General features: G+C 35.1%; 20 protein-coding genes. 8 read left to right on the top strand and 12 right to left on the bottom strand.

The window, feature by feature from the left end; translation table 11 throughout:
• Positions 1-44 precede the first annotated feature (44 nt).
• Together QZ136_RS10950 and QZ136_RS10955 are read right to left on the bottom strand one after the other, a co-directional pair.
• On the bottom strand, positions 45-1,379 hold the full coding sequence (locus QZ136_RS10950; RefSeq protein WP_291403434.1) for a hypothetical protein: 1,335 nt from the start codon (positions 1,377-1,379) through the stop codon (positions 45-47).
• Between the two features lie 166 nt (positions 1,380-1,545).
• Positions 1,546-2,463 (bottom strand): metallophosphoesterase, encoded by a 918-nt coding sequence (locus QZ136_RS10955; protein ID WP_291403436.1) that lies wholly within the window; start codon positions 2,461-2,463, stop codon positions 1,546-1,548.
• Between the two features lie 187 nt (positions 2,464-2,650).
• Between QZ136_RS10955 and QZ136_RS10960 the strand changes: the two genes are divergently transcribed.
• The gene (locus QZ136_RS10960; RefSeq protein ID WP_291403438.1) at positions 2,651-5,098 is read left to right on the top strand and encodes a TonB-dependent receptor; all 2,448 of its coding nucleotides are present in this window, start codon (positions 2,651-2,653) and stop codon (positions 5,096-5,098) included.
• Positions 5,099-5,144: 46 nt separating this feature from the next.
• On the opposite strand, the gene QZ136_RS10965 is transcribed toward QZ136_RS10960, so the two are convergent.
• The 7 genes from QZ136_RS10965 to QZ136_RS10995 all read right to left on the bottom strand — a co-directional run bounded on the left by QZ136_RS10965 (position 5,145) and on the right by QZ136_RS10995 (position 11,184).
• A complete protein-coding gene (locus tag QZ136_RS10965; protein WP_291403440.1) occupies positions 5,145-5,441 on the bottom strand; it encodes a Dabb family protein in 297 nt (98 codons plus the stop codon).
• A 62-nt stretch (positions 5,442-5,503) separates the two neighbouring features.
• Entirely contained in the window at positions 5,504-5,902 is a 399-nt protein-coding gene (locus tag QZ136_RS10970; protein ID WP_291403442.1) for a (deoxy)nucleoside triphosphate pyrophosphohydrolase, read from the bottom strand.
• 23 nt (positions 5,903-5,925) lie between these two features.
• On the bottom strand, positions 5,926-7,017 hold the full coding sequence (locus QZ136_RS10975) for an amidohydrolase family protein (protein ID WP_291403444.1): 1,092 nt from the start codon (positions 7,015-7,017) through the stop codon (positions 5,926-5,928).
• A gap of 53 nt (positions 7,018-7,070) precedes the next feature.
• A complete protein-coding gene (locus QZ136_RS10980; RefSeq protein ID WP_291403446.1) occupies positions 7,071-7,892 on the bottom strand; it encodes an ion transporter in 822 nt (273 codons plus the stop codon).
• Between the two features lie 215 nt (positions 7,893-8,107).
• On the bottom strand, positions 8,108-9,787 hold the full coding sequence (pafA, locus tag QZ136_RS10985; protein ID WP_291403448.1) for an alkaline phosphatase PafA: 1,680 nt from the start codon (positions 9,785-9,787) through the stop codon (positions 8,108-8,110).
• 180 nt (positions 9,788-9,967) lie between these two features.
• Positions 9,968-10,330, bottom strand: coding sequence for a polymer-forming cytoskeletal protein (locus QZ136_RS10990; RefSeq protein WP_291403450.1), 363 nt, complete (start codon positions 10,328-10,330; stop codon positions 9,968-9,970).
• 5 nt (positions 10,331-10,335) lie between these two features.
• On the bottom strand, positions 10,336-11,184 hold the full coding sequence (locus tag QZ136_RS10995; protein WP_291403452.1) for a M23 family metallopeptidase: 849 nt from the start codon (positions 11,182-11,184) through the stop codon (positions 10,336-10,338).
• A gap of 243 nt (positions 11,185-11,427) precedes the next feature.
• Between QZ136_RS10995 and QZ136_RS11000 the strand changes: the two genes are divergently transcribed.
• The gene (locus tag QZ136_RS11000; protein ID WP_291403454.1) at positions 11,428-11,919 is read left to right on the top strand and encodes a polymer-forming cytoskeletal protein; all 492 of its coding nucleotides are present in this window, start codon (positions 11,428-11,430) and stop codon (positions 11,917-11,919) included.
• Between the two features lies 1 nt (position 11,920).
• Here QZ136_RS11000 and QZ136_RS11005 read toward each other — a convergent pair whose 3' ends face one another.
• The 3 genes from QZ136_RS11005 to QZ136_RS11015 form a co-directional block, all read right to left on the bottom strand.
• Positions 11,921-12,958, bottom strand: coding sequence for an agmatine deiminase family protein (locus QZ136_RS11005; protein WP_291403456.1), 1,038 nt, complete (start codon positions 12,956-12,958; stop codon positions 11,921-11,923).
• Position 12,959: 1 nt separating this feature from the next.
• Positions 12,960-13,847, bottom strand: coding sequence for a carbon-nitrogen hydrolase (locus QZ136_RS11010; protein WP_291403458.1), 888 nt, complete (start codon positions 13,845-13,847; stop codon positions 12,960-12,962).
• A gap of 95 nt (positions 13,848-13,942) precedes the next feature.
• A complete protein-coding gene (locus tag QZ136_RS11015; RefSeq protein WP_291403460.1) occupies positions 13,943-14,485 on the bottom strand; it encodes a hypothetical protein in 543 nt (180 codons plus the stop codon).
• A 122-nt stretch (positions 14,486-14,607) separates the two neighbouring features.
• On the opposite strand from QZ136_RS11015, the gene QZ136_RS11020 reads away from it, so the two are divergent.
• The 6 genes from QZ136_RS11020 (at position 14,608) to eboC (ending at position 19,620) form a co-directional block, all read left to right on the top strand.
• Complete coding sequence (locus QZ136_RS11020) at positions 14,608-15,435, top strand: MBL fold metallo-hydrolase (RefSeq protein ID WP_291403463.1); 828 nt, start codon at positions 14,608-14,610, stop codon at positions 15,433-15,435.
• Between the two features lie 337 nt (positions 15,436-15,772).
• Positions 15,773-16,288: a ferritin-like domain-containing protein gene (locus tag QZ136_RS11025; protein ID WP_291403465.1), complete on the top strand. Its 516-nt coding sequence runs from the start codon at positions 15,773-15,775 to the stop codon at positions 16,286-16,288.
• 111 nt (positions 16,289-16,399) lie between these two features.
• Entirely contained in the window at positions 16,400-16,774 is a 375-nt protein-coding gene (locus QZ136_RS11030) for a transmembrane 220 family protein (RefSeq protein WP_291403467.1), read from the top strand.
• 89 nt (positions 16,775-16,863) lie between these two features.
• A complete protein-coding gene (locus QZ136_RS11035; RefSeq protein WP_291403468.1) occupies positions 16,864-17,733 on the top strand; it encodes an EboA domain-containing protein in 870 nt (289 codons plus the stop codon).
• 17 nt (positions 17,734-17,750) lie between these two features.
• Positions 17,751-18,734, top strand: coding sequence for a TatD family hydrolase (locus tag QZ136_RS11040; protein ID WP_291403470.1), 984 nt, complete (start codon positions 17,751-17,753; stop codon positions 18,732-18,734).
• Positions 18,735-18,738: 4 nt separating this feature from the next.
• A complete protein-coding gene (gene eboC / locus QZ136_RS11045; RefSeq protein ID WP_291403472.1) occupies positions 18,739-19,620 on the top strand; it encodes a UbiA-like protein EboC in 882 nt (293 codons plus the stop codon).

Consider the following 19,620-nt stretch of genomic DNA (forward strand, 5'->3'; position numbering starts at 1 on the left):
AATTTAGATTTTTTAAGGGATTTTAAATTGGCTAAGCAAGAACCTTACCTCATCAACCTTTTCAGTTCAGCCAATACCAAGGGATCTAACATATATACTGTCAGTCTTTTATCTTCTGGTAAAGGTTTTCTTTCGATGGCATTATCCCAATTGTATCTTGACTTAAGTTTTTTATTTATTTGTCCAATTACATTAAACCTGATTTTGCGCTGATTTTCTTGGCTTTTATCGCTTGCATCAAGAATATCATTAATTTCAAAGGTGTTTAAGTATTCATTAGGCTTAAGATCTAATAATTTATTTAAGAATCTCTTCTCCAGTTCTGTAAATATGAGTTCATCGCCCTCAATTGATTCTTTACGCTTCCATTTCAAAATTGTCATGATGATAATTATCAGTAATAGTCCGATATAATACCAATACCATGAAATGCCATTTGTATAAAATTTGCCTAAATAAGTCGAGTTCTTTTTTATTTCAGAGATAGATAATTTTAAAACGGGTCCTTCATTATGGCTTTTAAAAAGGATTAATGTATCCTGATCTAAAGTTGGATTATATCCTAAGATTAGATTTTTCTTATTGTCTTGATGGAGGTAAACCTGATTTTTTAGGGGATCGATAATATAGATATTCTGGTTTGCGAAGTGTAAAAATAATTCCCCAGTCCAAAATACCTCACCTGTTTTTTTATAGGGTAAATCCTCATTTATCTTACCTAAGATTTGCCATTTATTTTCTTTGAAATCGAATAAATATAAATCATTTTGATACTTAATTTCTTCAGTTTCTAGGTAGTTTCTCTGTAAAGAAGCACCCGAATAAAACGCATCTTGCCTAGTGCTATAACCTTGATAACCATCTGCTATAATTACTGGGCCCTTATTCTTGGGTCTAAGTATTTCCCATTCTTTGATTTTTTCATCAAAATAGCTTATTGTGGAATTAAAACTCCAGAAGCCTTCACCACCAATGCTATAGAGCAAACCTTTTCTAATAAATTGTGTTGCATTAAAATTATAACCACTATGAAAGGTATTGTCTAATCTGATTAATTCTTTTTTTGTAGGTGTGTATTCATAAACTTGCCCTGTTCCTAGTAGTGTTAATTTTATTTTCTTTCCATCATCAATACTGAAAAAATTATTCATTATTTGCTTAGGGAGATGATTGAAAATTTTAGGATCTAACTTTATTTTTCCTTCATTTTTCCAAGGCCCATTTTCCTGTTCACTAAAAAGCTCATAGGTGTCGGGACTAATTCGAACACGTAGTTTTGTTTGCGGATTAACCCACGTAAAATACCCTTCTATCCCAAAAACTTGTTGAGAAAGAATCAATAAAATAAATAAGAATTTTAATTTAATTGCGGTCGACATTAAATAGGTTTACCACAAATAATAAAAAAAAAATGAATATTTAATAAAATATTATGTGATAATGCGTGATTGTAACGTAAGTAACGTATTTTTTAATTTTTTTAATGCTTTTTGGCAAGATTGATGCTTTTTAAGCAATTTTTTTGTTTTGCTTTTTTCAATCTAGTTAATTCATTAATAATTCTTGGAAGGTAAAAAGCTCTTTTAAGTTAGTGTCAACCATTATTTTTACGGAAGCCATGTCGGCATCACCAAATACCTGTAATCTGGTAAAGTTCAAAATCGTCGATCTTTTGTCTTCGTTTAATAATGGTTTATCAACGATAAATCGGTGTGAATCGCCGTTGACTAAAAGCACTGGTTTTTCATATTTTTTGCTGAGCTCAGCTAATTTTAATCTAATATTTTCAAAACCTGAAGAGCCAGTCCCCATGTAAAACATGTCTGCCTGAGTAAACATAACAAGTCCTTTTTTATCTGCCGCCTTCGCATATAATTCTTCAAGCCAAGCTAAATTAGCCTTCTCACGCTCAATAAATTCAGTATTGTCTCCGCTTTCCTTAAAATTATTGTTCGTCCCAACCAAATGTACCGTAGCAAATTGAACACCGCCATATTCCCAAGATACATTTTCAGCGTAGCTAGAAAATTGAGGGTTTTCTGCCTGACTATTTAAGGCTAATTTCTTGTGTCCAAAGCTCTCCTTAGAACTAAAAAACATTTTTCTCAAGAATGCTAAGCGTTCTATGGGATTATATTCGCCTGCCGCTTTACGGTTACAATCGGTCCATTCATTATCACCAGGCGTGTAAACTAGTGGATTTGTAAATGTCCCAAAATAATCGTATATTCTTTTGAAATATTCATCAGAACAGGGTGTAGAGCCCGATTTAAAATCGCCAACATGCACGCTAAATGCTGGTTTCTCACTATTTATTTGCTTTATTAAATTTTCAAAACGAGGGTAATCATTCGGAATTCGATAGGGCATATCGCCAAAAGCGATGAATTCAAATTTTTTATTTTGTGCAAAACTTATGCTTACAAAAAGTAGGCAAATCAGACTTAAAAATAGGACTCTCATAATGTTGTTGGTTTAAAGCTAATGTAATTAGTCTTTTGCGCTTTGCAAAATTAGCTAATAATCCAACCTATTATTTATAAATAAACACATAAATATTACATCTTTTCTTGCCTGATTATAATCCCTAATTCATTTGAATAGCCTATTCTTGCAGAATATTTTCATTGTGCCATTCTTTATATTTTATATGAAAAAAATATTTTTTTTCTTGTTCGTTTTTGTTTCTACCGACTTATTTGCTCAAAATTCTTCTCTTGAAGGATTTACTTTTGATAAATCTGTTAATGCTCCCTTAGAATTTGCTAGCGTGTCTTTGTTTAAATTACCGGATTCTAGCCTGGTTAGCGGGCAAGTTGCAGATTTAAAAGGGAAATTTAAGTTTTCAAATTTGCCGGCTGGGGTTTATTTTATTAAAGCACAGTTTGTTGGTTATAACACTTATAAATCGGCAAGTCTATCCTTATTAGCAGGTCAAAAATTGAATATTGGAAAAATAGAATTATCTGTCAATCAGAAGTTTTTAGCAGAAATTAAAGTTACTGGTCAGCAATTACAGAGCCTTAATAAAATTGATAAACAGGTTTATAAAGCTGAACAATTTGAATCCGCAAAGGGCGGTACAGCCATTGATGTGATTAAAAATATGCCTTCAATTACTGTTGATGGTCAGGGGGAAATTTCGCTTCGAGGATCAAAAGGCTTTTTAGTTTTAGTAAATGGTAAGCCCATACTAACCGATGCCGCTACAATTTTAAGTCAGCTGCCAGCCAATTCAATTGAGAATATTGAATTAATTACTGCACCATCTGCTAAATATGATCCAGATGGGAAGGGTGGTATCATTAATATCACTACAAAAAAAGGGGCAGATGATAGTAGCGCTTTTGTAGCTAATATTCAAGGTGGATTACCCTCAGTTCAAGATTACGGGAACCCGGAAAAGCAACAACGCTATGGTGCGGATTTAAGCTATAACTATAAAAAAGGTAAATGGGATTTGTCTGCCGGGGCCAACTATTTAAGAAACGATAATGCCGGCTTTAGAGATGGCGATGTATTTACCATTATTGGAACTAAGAAAACTCTTTTCCCATCTCAAGGGGAGCGTAGTTTTGATAAATATAATTATGGTGGAAGGTTTAACCTAAGCTTTACTCCATCGTTAAAAGATCAATTTTCTGTGGGATTTTTCGCCGGACATAAGTATCAAGATCGTGTAGCCGATATTTACTATAACAATCTAAATACTGTATTGGCAAATGGCCAAATTATCGGACGCAGTAATTATTTTAATGCCAATACACAAAATAAGCAAGGTAATTTCATTTTAGGTAATTTGGATTATTCGCATAAATTTAATAAAAATTCGCTTGTAAATGTTTCTGCTTTGGTGGAGCATGCGGGATTAGAGGGATCTACAAAAAACAGAAATATCGAGCTTCAAGATACGGTTCAAAACACATTAAGTACTTATAAAAACCCACTTACAGGCTTTAGATTTAAGGCAGACCATAATTTGACTCTTGGTAATGGCAAGCTTGAAAGCGGTTATCAATATCGCTTAGATCAGCAAGACGGTCAGTTTATTTATTCTGTAAAAGACTTAGGCTCGGCTAATTTTATTAAGGATCAGGCCTTTTCTGGTGATGTGAAGGCCAATAATCACATTCACTCACTTTACAGTCAATATTCAGGAAAGTCTAATAATTGGGAGTTTGTTGGCGGATTAAGATATGAATATTCCATGCGCGATTTAAATGTAAAGTCTTTATCTACTGATGATTATAAATTGAAATTGCATAATTTATTTCCCTCTGCTAGTTTATTATATAGTTTCAAGAATAGTTGGAAAGGTAAAGTTGGCTTAAGTAGGAGAGTGCAGCGGACCAATAATTTTGAGTTGAATCCCATCCCTGAAAGGGAGCACTCCGAAACACTTGAACGAGGAGATGCAAACCTTCTACCAGAATTTATTTACTTGGCGGAAGCTGGTATTTCAAAAAACTTTAGTAATGGTAATATATTTTCAACAGTTTATTATCAGGATATTAAAAATCCTATCCAAAGGGTAAATAGTGTGTATGCTGATACCATTTTGAATCGTGTTTATACCAATGCCGATAAGGCTAGTCGCTTAGGAATTGAATTGGGCTTAAATTATAATCCCGCGAAATGGGCTCAATTCTACCTTGGTACCAATGTTTATAAAAGCACTTTAAGTGGTTTGGTGCTTAATTATCCAAATTTTCAACGTAATTCTGCTTGGGTGAATTCCATCAATGCAAATATTAATTTCCAGCTAAGCTCTAGTTTAAGCCTTCAAGGGAATATTAATTATTTATCAGCAAGACCTACAGTTCAGGGTGAAGATTCGCGTTTTTATAATCCCAATACCTCCATTAAAAAAACATTTATGGCCGGTAGATTAACAGCCTTGCTGCAATGGCAAAATATGGATATGGGTTTGCTTAAAAGCAATGAACAGCGCATAAGTACCTCAGCACCTGATTTTTATACAACAACTAATTATGTTTATGAAGTTGATGTATTGATGATTAATTTGAGCTTTAACCTAAATAAGTTAAAGAATAAGATTAAGTTGCCAGGTAGTGAATTTGGCGAGAAGGAATTTTAATTCCGAGCAGAGATTTTACCCCTACTCGTATTAATATTTGCGAATTCTACTGAGCGTCGTAAATAACAACTCGGTCGAAGAATACTCTAAATTCATCTAAAAATGCTTTGTGAAGTGGGTGGACTTGGTAAACATCATGTGCTCCCATATCATCGAAAGCTAAAAACAGACTAAAAGTATAACTTGTGTCAACTACAGCACGCTCAATAGGTGCAGGAGTTCCTAAATGAAAGAATTTAACTACTTCAATCTTCTCTAGTGTTGCCAGACTTTTTTGGAAGGCATTTTTTTCTTCGGCAGTGATATCAGCTTTAAGCCAAAATAAAACGTGGTGTGCGATCATATATTTATTTGTTTGCCGCAAATATAGTGATCTAGCCCAAACGAAGATTATATTTTAAATTATTAAGGTTGATTGCAATTTGCTTGTAAATATTCATTTAGAATGGGTAAATCTGCTTCTGCCCAATCTAAATCGAGCAAATTACTTTTATCCAACCATCTAAAATCTTTATGTTCTTTTAGCGAAATCTCACCGCTTAAGTGCCTGCAAATGAATGGGATAAGTCGGATAGATTTATCTGAATAATGATGATCATTTGCAATTTTCTGTTCTAAAATCTGAATTTCAATATTGAGTTCTTCTTTAATCTCTCTAATCAAACAATCTTCGGCTGTTTCATTCTCTTCCATTTTGCCACCAGGAAATTCCCATTTTAATGGTAGGTGCATGTTTGCACTTCTTTGGCAAGCAAGCACCTTATTTTGATTGTTTAGAATGATAGCGCAGGTAACGAGTAGCATTGGTGTTGATATATAAAATTCTGTTAATCAGGAAATTGTGTCTTGTCAATTCCCGGAATTATTCGAATTGCATTTTTATAATACACCTTTTTTAATACCTCATCGCTTAAGCCGATACCATACATTTTCCAATAAGCATGATACTTTTTATGGTATGGGAAATATTCATCTTCAGTCTCAAGCACTCTAAAATAAGTGCTATATTCTGATGGTACCCAACTGTCTTTTCCAAAGAGTATCCGATCTTGATATTTTTCAAAAAATATTTTGGCCATTCGGGGCTGGCGACCAAGTTCTGCGATGATGGCTCCAAATTCAATATTCATGTTTGGATAACTATCAAGGAGAGTGCCTAGGTAAGCTAAATTATTAGCGTACCAGCCAAAGTGAGCAATAATAAAATTGGTTTTCGAATGTCTTCTAATAAGATTATGTTGTTGTTTGATTAACTCTTCCCACGAGAATCCATCTGAAGCACTGCGCTTTCTTCCGGGTTGGGTTAATAGTTCTAGCCAGCGCTCATTTTGTGCATTGGGTTCATCCCAGAATTGTTTGGGATCTGCGCTATGAATAAGAACTGGAATTCCGAGTCTTCCACAAGCAGCCCAAATTGGGTCTAGTCTTTGGTCATCTACAGCCACCAGATTTCCCTTATTATCCTTTACAGAAAAGCCCAAACTTTTAAATATTTTTAATCCTTGAGCTCCTGCTTTTACATCACTTTCGAGCTGTTTAACCGTATTTTCAGCCCAATTTGCTTCTCCAATACCCGAAAATGATACATTGGCAAATACAATTAGGCGTTTAGCGTCAGTTTGCTGGATATTCCTGACTGCTGATGCTAAATAATCGCCACTTCGTCCGCTCAAATTAACCATGATTTTCATGTTTAGCTTATCCATTTCAGCCAATAAATTGCCCAAATTTTGAGTTGACATGTTGTTTTGGTGGTTATGAACATCAATAAATGGGAATTTTGATCTTCCTAAAACATGCTCAGGAACAACTAGGCTTGATGGGGGATTATAGCTTTCAAAATCAATTGACTTTTTCTCATTTTGTGCGAGACTATACTGGCTGAGTAAAACAAATAATACCAGATATACAGATTTCATTTTGAAGATATTCATGTTTTAGTTTTTAGCGATGTTATTTAAGCTATTAATTTTTATTTCTTAGGATTTAATTCTTTGCCACAGTTTGCGCAGTAATTTGCTTTTTCTGTTTGTATTATACTTGAACAAAAGCTGCATTTTTCCTTTGAGTCTTCACTTGCTTTTGCAATAGCCACTGTTACAATTCCGGTTGGTACAGCAATGATACCATATCCAACAATCATTAAAATACTTGCTAAGAGTTGCCCTAGCGGACTTTGCGGTGAAATATCGCCATAGCCAACAGTGGTGATGGTTACTATAGCCCAATAAATGGCGATTGGAATATTAGTAAATCCGCTTTCTTCCCCTTCAATTATATACATTAATGTACCAATGATAGTTACGAGGGTAATAACACTTAAAATAAATACCGTTATTTTATGTACACTAGCCTTTAGCGCATTTTTTAAAACATTGCCTTCATTTATAAATCTACTTAATTTAAGAATACGAAATACTCTCAGCAGCCTCAGTGCACGAATTACCATTAAATATTGTGCACCGGGAAAAATTAAACTAAGGTAATTGGGGATAAATGAAATGAAGTCAATTAATCCGTAAAAACTAAAAATATAAGTCCAAGGTTTTTTACTACTATAAATCCTAACCGCATATTCAAGGCTAAATAAAATAGTAAATAGCCACTCCAGGATTTGAATTGCTGTTAAATACCGTTCACGGAAACTGGCGACACTCTCTAGAAAGACAGAAATAATACTTAATAGAATTACCCAGAGTAAAATCAGATCAAACAATCTACCTTTTCGTGTATCCGATTCGAATACGATAGTGTAGATTTTTTTTCTTAATTCTTCCCTATTATTGATGGTCATTTTTGATACTAGACAATTTAAAGCTCAAGAATTTGTATGATGGAATTGATGTTTGAAAGGCTTAATTGTTATTTTTATCAATCCTAGCGTTTCACATTTAACCATCGAACTCAAATAATATACTGATTTTTTTCAATAAAATGTAATTCTAAAGAACAAAAAGCAACAATCATTTAAGAATTGTTGCTTTTTATCAGTAATTTTTGATTGTTTTATCAATCTAAATTATTATTTATTGCCTCATTTACAGCTCTTCCGATATTTCCATTAGGCTCCTGAATACGTAACAGTCCAGTAATTGTTGGAGCAATATCGGTCATATTATAAGGATTATTCGTTTTCCCTTGTTTAATACCCCAACCCATAAATACCATGGGGATATGCGTATCAGCAGGGTTCATAGTGCCATGGGTAGCTCCAGTAGATCTCTGAGATGATCCTGAATACCATGAAGGCTCCAATACTATTTGAATAACTCCACTTCGCTCGGGGTGGTAGCCATTTATTATTTTTTCTTTATAAACAGCGGGGATTGTGGCATTTTGAACGTTCGCAATATCCACTACAAAGGCAACGCCAGCCTGTTTTTTAAGAAATGCTATGCAGGTATTCTTAATAGCACTTTCATTTAAAGCATTCGATTTAATAGCTTCATAATTAAGGCTTACAGCATAATTACTAAAGCTTTTGGCGATGTTTTTTGCCTTGAATTCTTCTTCTAAAACAATATTTAACTGTTTTAGCACATTAGAGCTTTCAAAAACTCCCGTATTGATCTTATTATCAGCAAGATATGCCGAATTATGTTGTACTGCATGATCTGCAGAGAGGAAAACAGTATAATTTCCTTTTCCAACTTTGCTGTCTAAGTGATTAAAAAATGTTGCAAGATCGCGGTCAAGTCGTAAATAGGTGTCTTCCACTTCAACTGAGTTTGGTCCGAATTGATGACCGATATAATCGGGTGAAGAAACGCTAATGGCAAGAAAATCAGTGATTGCATCAGCGCCTAATCCTTCATTATCAATAGCTGCTTTGGCAAGATCAAGAGTTAATGAGCTACCGTGTGGTGTGTTGGTAAGTATGCCTAGGCCATTTTTTAGCATTTCTGAGGTTTTAACAGGGAAAGTTGGGCGATCCATGCCAGCAAATTTACCTTCATAAGGAGCATCATCCTTTGTGCTTTGGATATATGTTTCTATAGGATATAGTGTGTTCCAGTCTTGTTTTAAGTATTTCTCTGGATATTTTTGATTATTAAAATTAATAAGCCAATCAGGTAATTTATCCATGTAAAAAGTACTGGTAATCCAGTTGCCTGAGCTTCCATCATACCAATAAGCAGCATTTGCCGTATGTCCACCAGGTAAAATTGCTCCTCTATCTTTGGATGCGATTGATATCACTTTTGATCTGAAATTAGTTGCGAGCTTTAACTCATCCGTCATGGAAGTAACCAACATGTTTTTTGGCGACATTTGCCCTGCAGACTTAGAATTACTGCCAACAGTTGAGACCGTAGTATCTTCTGCACAATACATTGTTTTTCCTGTTTCTTGAATAATCCAATCATTACCGGTTATACCATGAATTGCAGGAACTGATCCGGTATAAACTGTTGTATGGCCAATGCCTGTAACACTAGGAATGTAGTTTATGTATGCATTTTCACATGAAAAACCTTCATTAAGCATTCTTTTAAAGCCACCATTACTGTAACGCTCATAAAAACGGTATAGATAATCCCAGCGCATTTGATCTACCATGATACCCACAACTAACTTAGGGCGCGGAATATCAGTGCTTTTTACTTGACTTTTTGGTTTATTCTGTTGAGCATTTATAGAAATGCTAGACAGAAGAAATAATGCGGAAAACAGAATTTTGATTTTCATGTGAATTCAGAAATAAGATTTTATGCTAAGAAAATTTAAGCTTAGAAACGTGTTTTAAAGCTCAATTAATCTTTTCAAATAATACCTAAATATCCGATTTTAAATTCAGGATTTATGTAAAGAAAACAATACGAAATTGTTGTTTTTACATTTAAGAAGGAATATCTGATTAAGCGAGGATTAAAGGCTGTTAATTTCCTTTTTCGACTGGAATTTATCCATGTACACATTCCCAACATAAATAGCGCCTTTTTCTACTTGTAGGTTATTTGTGTGTAACTCTCCTTGTATTTTACCAGTGCTTTTTATTTGAATAGAATCTGCTTTTATGGTCCCGTTAATTGTTCCATAAATAACGGCTTCGCGCGCATTTAAATTGCCATCAATAGTTCCTAATTCACCAACAATTATACCTTCGTTGATAAAAACTTCACCCTTTACATTGCCGTCGATTCTTAAGAAAACATCAGACTCAATTTTGCCTTCAATTACGCATCCTTTACTAATCAAAGTGGGGGTTGCTGTAGATTTTTTTGTTGCCATTTTGATTAATTTAAATTCAGGTAATTACGTGGATTCACAGGCTTACCGTTTTTACGAACTTCATAATGTAAGTGATTGCCAGTTGATTGACCCGTTGAGCCCACCTTTCCAATTACTTGTCCGCTTGTAACCATTTGTCCTTCCTTCACATTTATTTTCGATAAATGTCCGTAAAGTGTCTCTAAATTATTTTTATGACGTATTCTTACACATTTCCCATAGCCTTGAAACCAACCGGCTAAAATTACTTTCCCATCTGCCGTACTTTTCACAGCATCGCCTTTACGGCCTTTGAAATCTAATCCAGAGTGAAATTCAATACTGCCTCGTCTTACTGGGTGACTCCTGTAACCAAATTTTGAGTTGATAATGTAGGCGCCAGGATATCCTATAGGTGTAAAGGCTACACCCACCAAAACATCTGTTAAGCGTTCATCATAAAATGCAAATGTTTCTTCAATGCTTAAGCTCTCGCTACCTTGGTTATTTCCACCTATATCATTAGTGGAAAAGCCTTTTATACCTCTTTTTTTAAGGTATCCATTAATTTTTTTGAGTTTATCCTCTATATTTTGGATGTAATTTTTAGCTTCTGTAGTATCTGTAGGTGCAGGTAATTTGCTTTTTAAACGTGCAATTTCTCTGCTGTATGCAAGTTTTTCTTCCTTATGTCTACCAATCTCTAATGAAAGTAGGATGATTGTTCCCGTTAATAATAAAATTGTAATACCGATTGAAAATGCATAATGCCTAAATCTTTTAATGTGTTTTGTTTTTACACGCAAAGACTTTGTTTCCCCGGTATTTGATCCAACTATTAAAACGGTACTGAAGTCTGATTTTGAAAATATCATAGGTTAATATTTTTGAAATTTTTCTTTCTGAATACCTTTTACTTATATAATGTTAGAACTGCTTTATAAAATAAAACAATTCGTTTTTTTTAAATTGTGTGTGTTATTTGAACTGGCAAAAATAAGCTTTTTTAAAATGAATTTATTACTTTGCCGAAAATTTGACAGTAAAAATTACATAATAAGTCAAAAAATTATGTTTAATGCGCCTTAATCGCGTTCTACAGAAAATTATTAACCTTTATGGCAATAGATTTTATAAAGAATATGTTTGGGAAAAAGGATAAAAAAAAGGAAGCCGTAGCAGATTTTCATACCACCATCATCAAAGTAGATGATAATTTTATATCGTCAAGTTCTATTATGCTTGATGAAAAATTATTTGGCAATATTTTCTCTTTGAAAGAGGTAGATATTGCAGCTCCTTCAGAAATTTCTGGTAATATTATTTCACGTACAAGTGTAATTAGTGGTAAGGTGTTTGGAGATATACGTGCAACAGAATATGTAGAGGTTAAGAGCACAGCAACAATTACAGGCAATATTTTGGCTAAATCTATAATGATTGAGCCTGGAGCTATCATTAATGGCTCTATTCGTATTGATGGTGCAATAGATGAACGCGATTTAATTGAAAAAGTGGAGAACCGCCTTAAATTAAATATGCAAGTAGGCAGTGCTGCTACTCCATTTTTAATTGAAGAAAAAACTAGTCAGAATTCTAAAAAGAAATAAACTATTCGGGTATTTGCTGACTTAAACAATGGAGGGTTCCAAATCCCCAAATAAAATCTATTGCGCTAATTGGAATAATAGTCCTGCCAGGGAAACAGCCCGCGATAATGTTCAAAGCTTCTGCATCTTTCGCATCATTAAAAACCGGCACAAGCACACATTTATTTAAGATTAAGAAATTAGCATAGCTAGCTGGTAATCTGAGGCCATCAAAATAAATCGGACTAGGCATTGGCAATTCGACAATTTTTGGAGATTTACCATTTTCTAATTTCGAGGCTTGTAGTCGCTCTAAATTTTCTTGTAATGCCTTGTAATTGAGGTCTTTACTATCTTTTTCAACTACCGTGATGATAGTTTCTTCATCCGCAAATCTGCTTAAATCATCAATGTGTCCATGGGTATCATCACCAGCAATTCCATCTCCTAGCCAAATAACATTGCTTATGCCTAGATATTCTTTGAAAATTTCCTCATAATCCTCTTTTGTGAATCCTGCATTTCTAACTTGAATATCAGGATGCATTAAGCATTCTTCAGAAGTTAGTAAAGTGCCTTTACCGTTTACATCAATAGCTCCACCCTCCAAAATAACAGCTTTGCCTTTGTATATAACTTGGCTTAATGGAATATTTAGAAAGGAGGATACAACAGCTGGCACATGCCTGTCTAGTTTAAAGTTTTTATATTTCGCCCAGCCATTAAAATTAAAATTCAAAGCTTCCCGTTTTGATCCATTTTTAACGATTATCGGACCAGAATCACGCATCCAGCTTCTATTGGTTTTATGTAGGATAAAAGACACTTTATCTAGTGCTACATGTGCTTTTTCGAGCATTTCATGCACTTTTTCTTTCGTCTTTTTATCGGCAACCACTAATAAAACTTCCTCAAAAGTGGCCACTTTTTTAATGAATTCAACAAATGCCCACTGCACGGCAGCAAATTTTCCTGGCCAGTCATTTCCATTGTATGGGAAACACAATAATATTCCTTGCTGCTTTTCCCACTCGGCGGGAAATCTTCTTTGTGTACTCATTTTAAAGGATTGCTCTTTTGGTAATATCGCCAAAGGCATCAATTCTACGATCTCTAAAGAATGGCCAATTTTGGCGCACATTCTCCTGTAGGTTTAAATCTACCTCAGCAATGAGTATTTCTTCTTGATCATGAGATGCTTGAGCTAGAATTTCGCCTTGCGGACCAGCGATGAATGAAGATCCCCAAAATTGAATTCCCTCAGTTCCAGGTACATATTTTTCTAATCCGATGCGGTTTGCTGCTGCCACATAAACTCCATTAGCCACCGCATGCCCTTTCATCACATTCATCCAAGCGCCATGTTGTTTTTCGCCGTATTGTTCCTTTTCTAAAGGATGCCAGCCAATTGCTGTAGGATAAAATAATACCTCAGCACCTTGCAAAGCCGTTAATCTAGCTGCTTCAGGATACCATTGATCCCAACATATTAAAGTCCCAATTTTACCTTTTTTGGTCGGGAAAGTCTTAAATCCGATATCCCCAGGGGTAAAATAGAATTTCTCATAAAAATGAGGGTCATCTGGGATATGCATTTTTCGGTATAATCCTGCTTCTGTACCATCTGTATCAATAATATAGGCACTATTATGGTAAATACCTGCCATTCTTCTTTCAAAGAAAGGAACGATAATCACAACTCCCAATTCCTTAGCCAATGCGCTAAATGCGATAAATGAGGTGCTATAAAGTGGTTCTGCTAAAGCAAAATTGTCGGTGTCCTCTGTCTGGCAGAAATAATGACTACTGTATAATTCTGGCAGAGAAATAACTTCTGCTCCCTTTTTTGCAGCCTCACGCACCCAGGAAATGCATTTTTTTAAATTGTTTTCTGCAATATCGTTTAGGTTTAGCTGCAGTACAGCTATCTTATAAGTGCTTTTTGACATATTAAAATGGTATAGGAGCTTTAAAAATGCAAAATTAGTGATTTTATTTTATTCCTCTCAGCGCTTTCAAAGCCCCCGCTAAAATTGTTTGTATATTATTTAAAGGTTAAGCCTATGCCTAATCTTATATTTCCCAAATCAAAGCTCTCGCCCAATCTATAATTTGCTGGGAAATCGATTTTTTGATAATTATATCCCGTTTGTAGGCCCAAATTCAATCTACTGTTGACTGGAAAAGAGTAGGAAAGTCCAGCGCCAGCCGTCATCCCTTTATTGAAATTATCGAATAATTTTACAGCATATCCCCCATAAATATCTAGTTTTAAGCCGATTAGCTCAGGGTTTAAATAATAAGATCCGTTTATTGTAATGGGTAATGTATTATAACTTGCACCATTTGCCTTACGGTAATTATCTGTCCCTAATGCCAAACCAAGTCCCACATGATTAGTCAATAATTTCGTAATCCCTGTACGTGTTCTCAAGCCTCTAAACGAGGGATTCCCACTCAATGAAGTGCTATTGTGAATTAATGCACTTATTTCTGTATAATTTATCAGTCGCTTTTCTTGTGCATTTACCACCTGACTAAGCATTGAAATGGAAAAAATGAATAAAATTCGGATACTAATTTTCATATAAATACAATATAAAATGATTGATCAATGCGAATATAATCACATTAAAGGGAAGTCTTTGATGCTTTTTGTATAATTTTAACGCACAAATTGATCGATGCAGATCTATTGTCCCACTAAGAATGGCTTTATCATTTACATCATTAAATTCGGGGAGTAATGGGAATTGTTATTATGTTGAAAATCAGCATGATGCAATTTTTATAGATGCGGGACTTAGCTGTCGTGAGACAGAGAAAAGAATGGAACGCTTAGGTTTATCGATGAGTAAATTAAGAGCAATTTTTGTCTCTCATGAGCATTCTGATCATATTCGTGGGATTTCAGTCCTAGCCAAAAAGTACCAATTGCCAGTTTTTATTACAGAGGGAACCCTTAAAAACTCTGGGATTGATTTGGAAAGTCATCTTGTAAGAAGTTTTGTGGCACATGAGGTTGTTCAAATTGGCGGACTAGAAATTACTTCTTTTACTAAGTTTCATGATGCTTCTGATCCACACAGTTTTATTGTGACCTGTAATGGCTTGAAGCTTGGTGTATTTACTGATATAGGCACGCCTTGTGAAAATCTTATTCGTTATTTTTCAAGCTGTGATGCTGCCTTTTTGGAAGCAAATTATGATGATGAAATGCTCGATAAGGGTAGATATCCACATCATTTAAAAGCCCGAATTAGAAGTGATTATGGTCACCTTTCAAATCTTCAGGCGCTTGATTTGTTTTGCTCACACGGACTTCACATGAGCCATTTGTTACTTTCACATCTTTCAAAAGACAATAATCGGCCAGAGTTAGTGTCGGAATTGTTTAAGAGTAAATCTCAGAAAACTGAAATTATTGTTGCTTCCAGAGATCAGGAAAGTGAAATATTTCATCTTCATAATTCCACTGTTTCGGCTAATCCAAGGCCTAAAAACAGTAAATCTGTTCAATTTTCCTTGTTTGATTAATTTTTTAGAATTTTAAAATTCTCCTGATTTTTATTGTCATTTTCCATTTTGCTTATCCCAATTTAAATGCGCTTTTGTTGAAAAAGAATTGAAATAAAATAGAACATTTCAATTTATAGCATGTTATTCCTTTGTGATTGGTGATAGCCAATATTCGATTTTTGGCATTAAGATTCAATCTTTTTCGTTCAATATTGATTCTTTGGATTATTGCCTAATTAATTTATTGCATTTCTCTTTCGGTAAAAAAGCGGCCATCAATTTGGCATTATCGTTATTTTTTATCCCAAGAGCCTATTATTTGATACGATTAATTTATCAATTAAAATTTAAGCAAATGGAAACCAAAAAGCAAATGTCGTCTGATATGCCCAATGCACACCTTCATGAATTATTTGTGGATGAATTAAGGGATATCCTAGGTGCGGAAAAGCAATTATTAAAGGGTCTTAAAAAGATATCGTCTAAAACCACAAATGCCAATTTAAAGCATGCATTTGATGAGCATTTAACAGAAACTGAGCATCAAGTTGAGCGGCTTACAGAAGTTTTTCAAAGTATCGGTTTGTCGCCGCGCTCAAAAAAATGTAAAGCCATGCAAGGCTTGTTAGAAGAATCTGAAGAGATTATTGACAATTTTGAATCGGGACAAGTTTTGGATGCAGCACTTATTGCAGCAGCTCAAAAAATTGAGCATTATGAAATAGCAAGTTATGGTTGTTTATTAACTTATGCCAAGCTCATGGAGCATACTCGCGCAGAGGAGTTATTAAATGAATCGCTTATTGAAGAGAAAGCTGCAGATGTTAAATTAACAGAAATTGCTATGGCTGAGGTCAATGTGATGGTTTAAATTTTTTGCAGAGATAGGCCTTGTTCCAACAGGAATTAAGGCCTTCTTTGTTCTTATTGAATTTCTTTTTCGCCGATTTTCTATCTTCGTATCAGAATTTATTTGTATATTATGGTTTTGATAGTCCTAAACATCATTTTTTGCCTTTCTTTCCTTGTCTTTGCTTGGTTCAATATAAACGATACTGATTCTTGGCTTTGGCTACCGATTTATATGGCGGCCTCTATACTTTGCGGAGCAGCCGCATTTGGTATGTATTATCCCATGGGATACCTATTTCTAATTGCTTTTTACTTGATTTATGCCTTGATTTTGTTCTTTGCAAAGGATGGTGTACGCGATTGGATTACCAAATATAGTACACCAAGTATTACCGAAAGCATGCAAGCCAAAAAGCCATATATTGAAAAAACACGCGAATTTTTCGGATTGCTGATTATTTCAGCAGCACTCGCATTAAATTATTTTGTTTCGGGCGGAATTTGATCTAATTTTCCTCTTCTTTTAAGCAATTCTTGCTAATTTTTATTAGATTTCGCAATATTTAATTCCTACCAATATTCAATTTTGTGGGCATGTTTGATTACGATTCAGAAAGATTTAGGTCACTCTTAACGGATTTGACCCGTACTAATATTAATGAAGAAGCGTGGAGCTGGCTGAGCGATAAATTCTTATCGCTAGATACCTTGGCTATCAATTCCGCTTTTGCGATGATGCCACGAAAGACTGGTAAATCACCAATTATAATCTCGGCAGCACAAGAGGCTGAAATTGAAAGATTAAAACCTGGTTTTAGCTTGTCTGCTTGGACTGCCGATAAATTAGCGCGGACTTGCCTTATCTTACATATCGACCCATCCGACAAGGAAAAATACTTAAAGACAATCGATAATTTATTTCTTGCGGCTGAAATTCAAGAGCTTGTAGCCTTGTATTCTTCCATTTCTTTATTTGCCTGGCCTGAAGATTGGAAAATGAGATGTGCCGAAGGTATTAGAAGTAATATCGGTCTGGTATTGGAGTCTATCATGTATCATAATCCTTATCCTGCAAAATATCTTGATGAGAAGGCTTGGAATCAGCTGGTGCTTAAAGCTTTTTTTACCGATAAAGATTTGAATAAAATTGCTGGTATTGATGAAGGTGCCAATGCTGAACTCGCAACTACTTTGCAGGATTATGCACATGAACGTTGGGCGGCACATCGAAGTATAAACCCTCATTTATGGCGTTTAACGAGTAAATTTCTCGATGTAAATTTCTTGGAAGATTTAAAGAGATTATTCGAAAATGGAAATTTAAAAGATAGACAAGCTGCGGCTTTAACCATTTACCATTCTGATTTTAGTCCGGCGAAACTACTCTTAAACAATTTCCCCGAACTTATAAAAGCAATAGAAAATAAAGAATTGAATTGGAGCAATTTGGCTCCTGAAGCATAAAATTAAAATAAGAAAATATGTGTTGTAGTCATTCATTTGAAGAGAAAAGGCCTCTAGGTGTTATAGAGCCAATGAATTTGGATAGCATTAAGGGGATGAAATTTTTCGACCCACATGTTCACATGAGTTCTAGAACTACGGATGATTATCAGGCTATGGCCGATGCTGGAATTGTGGCTTTAATTGAGCCTGCATTTTGGCTAGGACAGCCTCGCACGGGTATTGATAGCTTTCGCGATTATTATAGTAGCCTTGTAGGTTGGGAGCGTTTCCGTTCTTCGCAATTTGGTATTAAACATTATTGCACCATAGGCTTAAATTCGCGTGAAGCAAATAATGAAAAACTTGCGGAGCAGGTGATGGAAATACTTCCTTTATTCATTTATAAAGAGGGGGTTGTGGGTATTGGTGAGATAGGTTTTGATGATCAAACCGCTGCTGAAGATAAATATTACCGAATGCAGTTAGAATTGGCAAAAGAAGCCGGATTGCCAATTCAAATTCATACGCCACATCGCGATAAGAAAAAAGGAACGCAGCGAAGCATGGATATCGCCATTGAGCATGGTATTGACCCCAAAATGGTGATTGTAGATCATAATAATGAAGAAACGGTTAAGGAAGTTCTAGACCGTGGTTTTTGGGCAGCATTCACCATCTATCCATTTACTAAAATGGGAAATGAGCGCATGGTGGAGGTCACAAAAATGTATGGATCTGAACGCATTATGATTAATTCTGCTGCTGATTGGGGAATTAGTGACCCTCTTGCTGTGCCTAAAACAGCTGCTCTCATGAAATTGAAGGGAATTAGTGATGAGGATATTAAAAAAATCACTTATTCTAATGCCATTGCGGCATTTGCGCAAAGCGGACAAATTGACGAAAGCGATTTTGCTAGTCCGAAAGTTATTGACCAAAGCGAGAAATTTGAGGGGAATACCGTTTTACGTGGTGGTCAGCAGCCCCGCATAGATAAATCATCCATCATCATTAGCTAAAAATTTGGGAAAGATTTTTCATTTTCTTCGCCTGATGCGGCCGGCAAATATCGTGACTTCAGTGGCAGATGTTTTGGCGGGAATTACCATTTCAGGGTATATTTTTGGACCCGAAATAGATTTTTTAGCCATAATCCTATTGTGCTTATCAACCATTGGATTATACGGTGGAGGAATCGTTTTTAATGATGTTTTTGATTTTGAACTCGACAAAATCGAACGTCCTGAGCGGGCAATTCCAAGTGGTGCAGTTAAACTGAGTGAAGCCATTGTTTTAGGTCTCTTTTTGCTCGTTTTTGGTATTGCAAGTGCATTTTTATATTCCATGCTTTCAGGAATAATTGCGATTTTAATCGCTGTTTGCGCCCTGGTTTATAATAAATTTTCGAAACATCATCCCTTTATCGGTCCGTTAAACATGGGTATATGCCGTGGCTTAAACCTATTACTTGGAGTCAGTATAATTGCATATTCGCTAAATAATTCGTATATTATAGCTGTTGTGCATCTCATTTACATTTTCTCTATTACCATAATTAGTCGGGGGGAGGTGCACGGTTCCAATAAAAACAAACTATTTTTAGGCGCTTTTTTATATGCATTGGTCATAGGGGTAATGCTCTTTTTTGCATGGCAAAAAGAACAAATACTTCTCGCCTTGATATTTATTGTACCCTTTGCTTGGATGATATTCAGGCCCCTTTTTAGGGCAATTCAGGAGCCGATAGGTAAAAACATCGGACTAGCAGTAAAGGCTGGAGTGATATCACTGATTTTAATGGATGCCGCATGGGCGGCAGTATTTGGCTCCTTAGGATTGGCCTTTTTCATCGTAATTTTATTGCCACTTTCCATTTGGTTGTCAAAACGTTTTGCCGTTACTTAA

This window comes from Daejeonella sp. (assembly GCF_017495225.1).
In the GTDB taxonomy this organism is placed as follows: domain Bacteria; phylum Bacteroidota; class Bacteroidia; order Sphingobacteriales; family Sphingobacteriaceae; genus Daejeonella.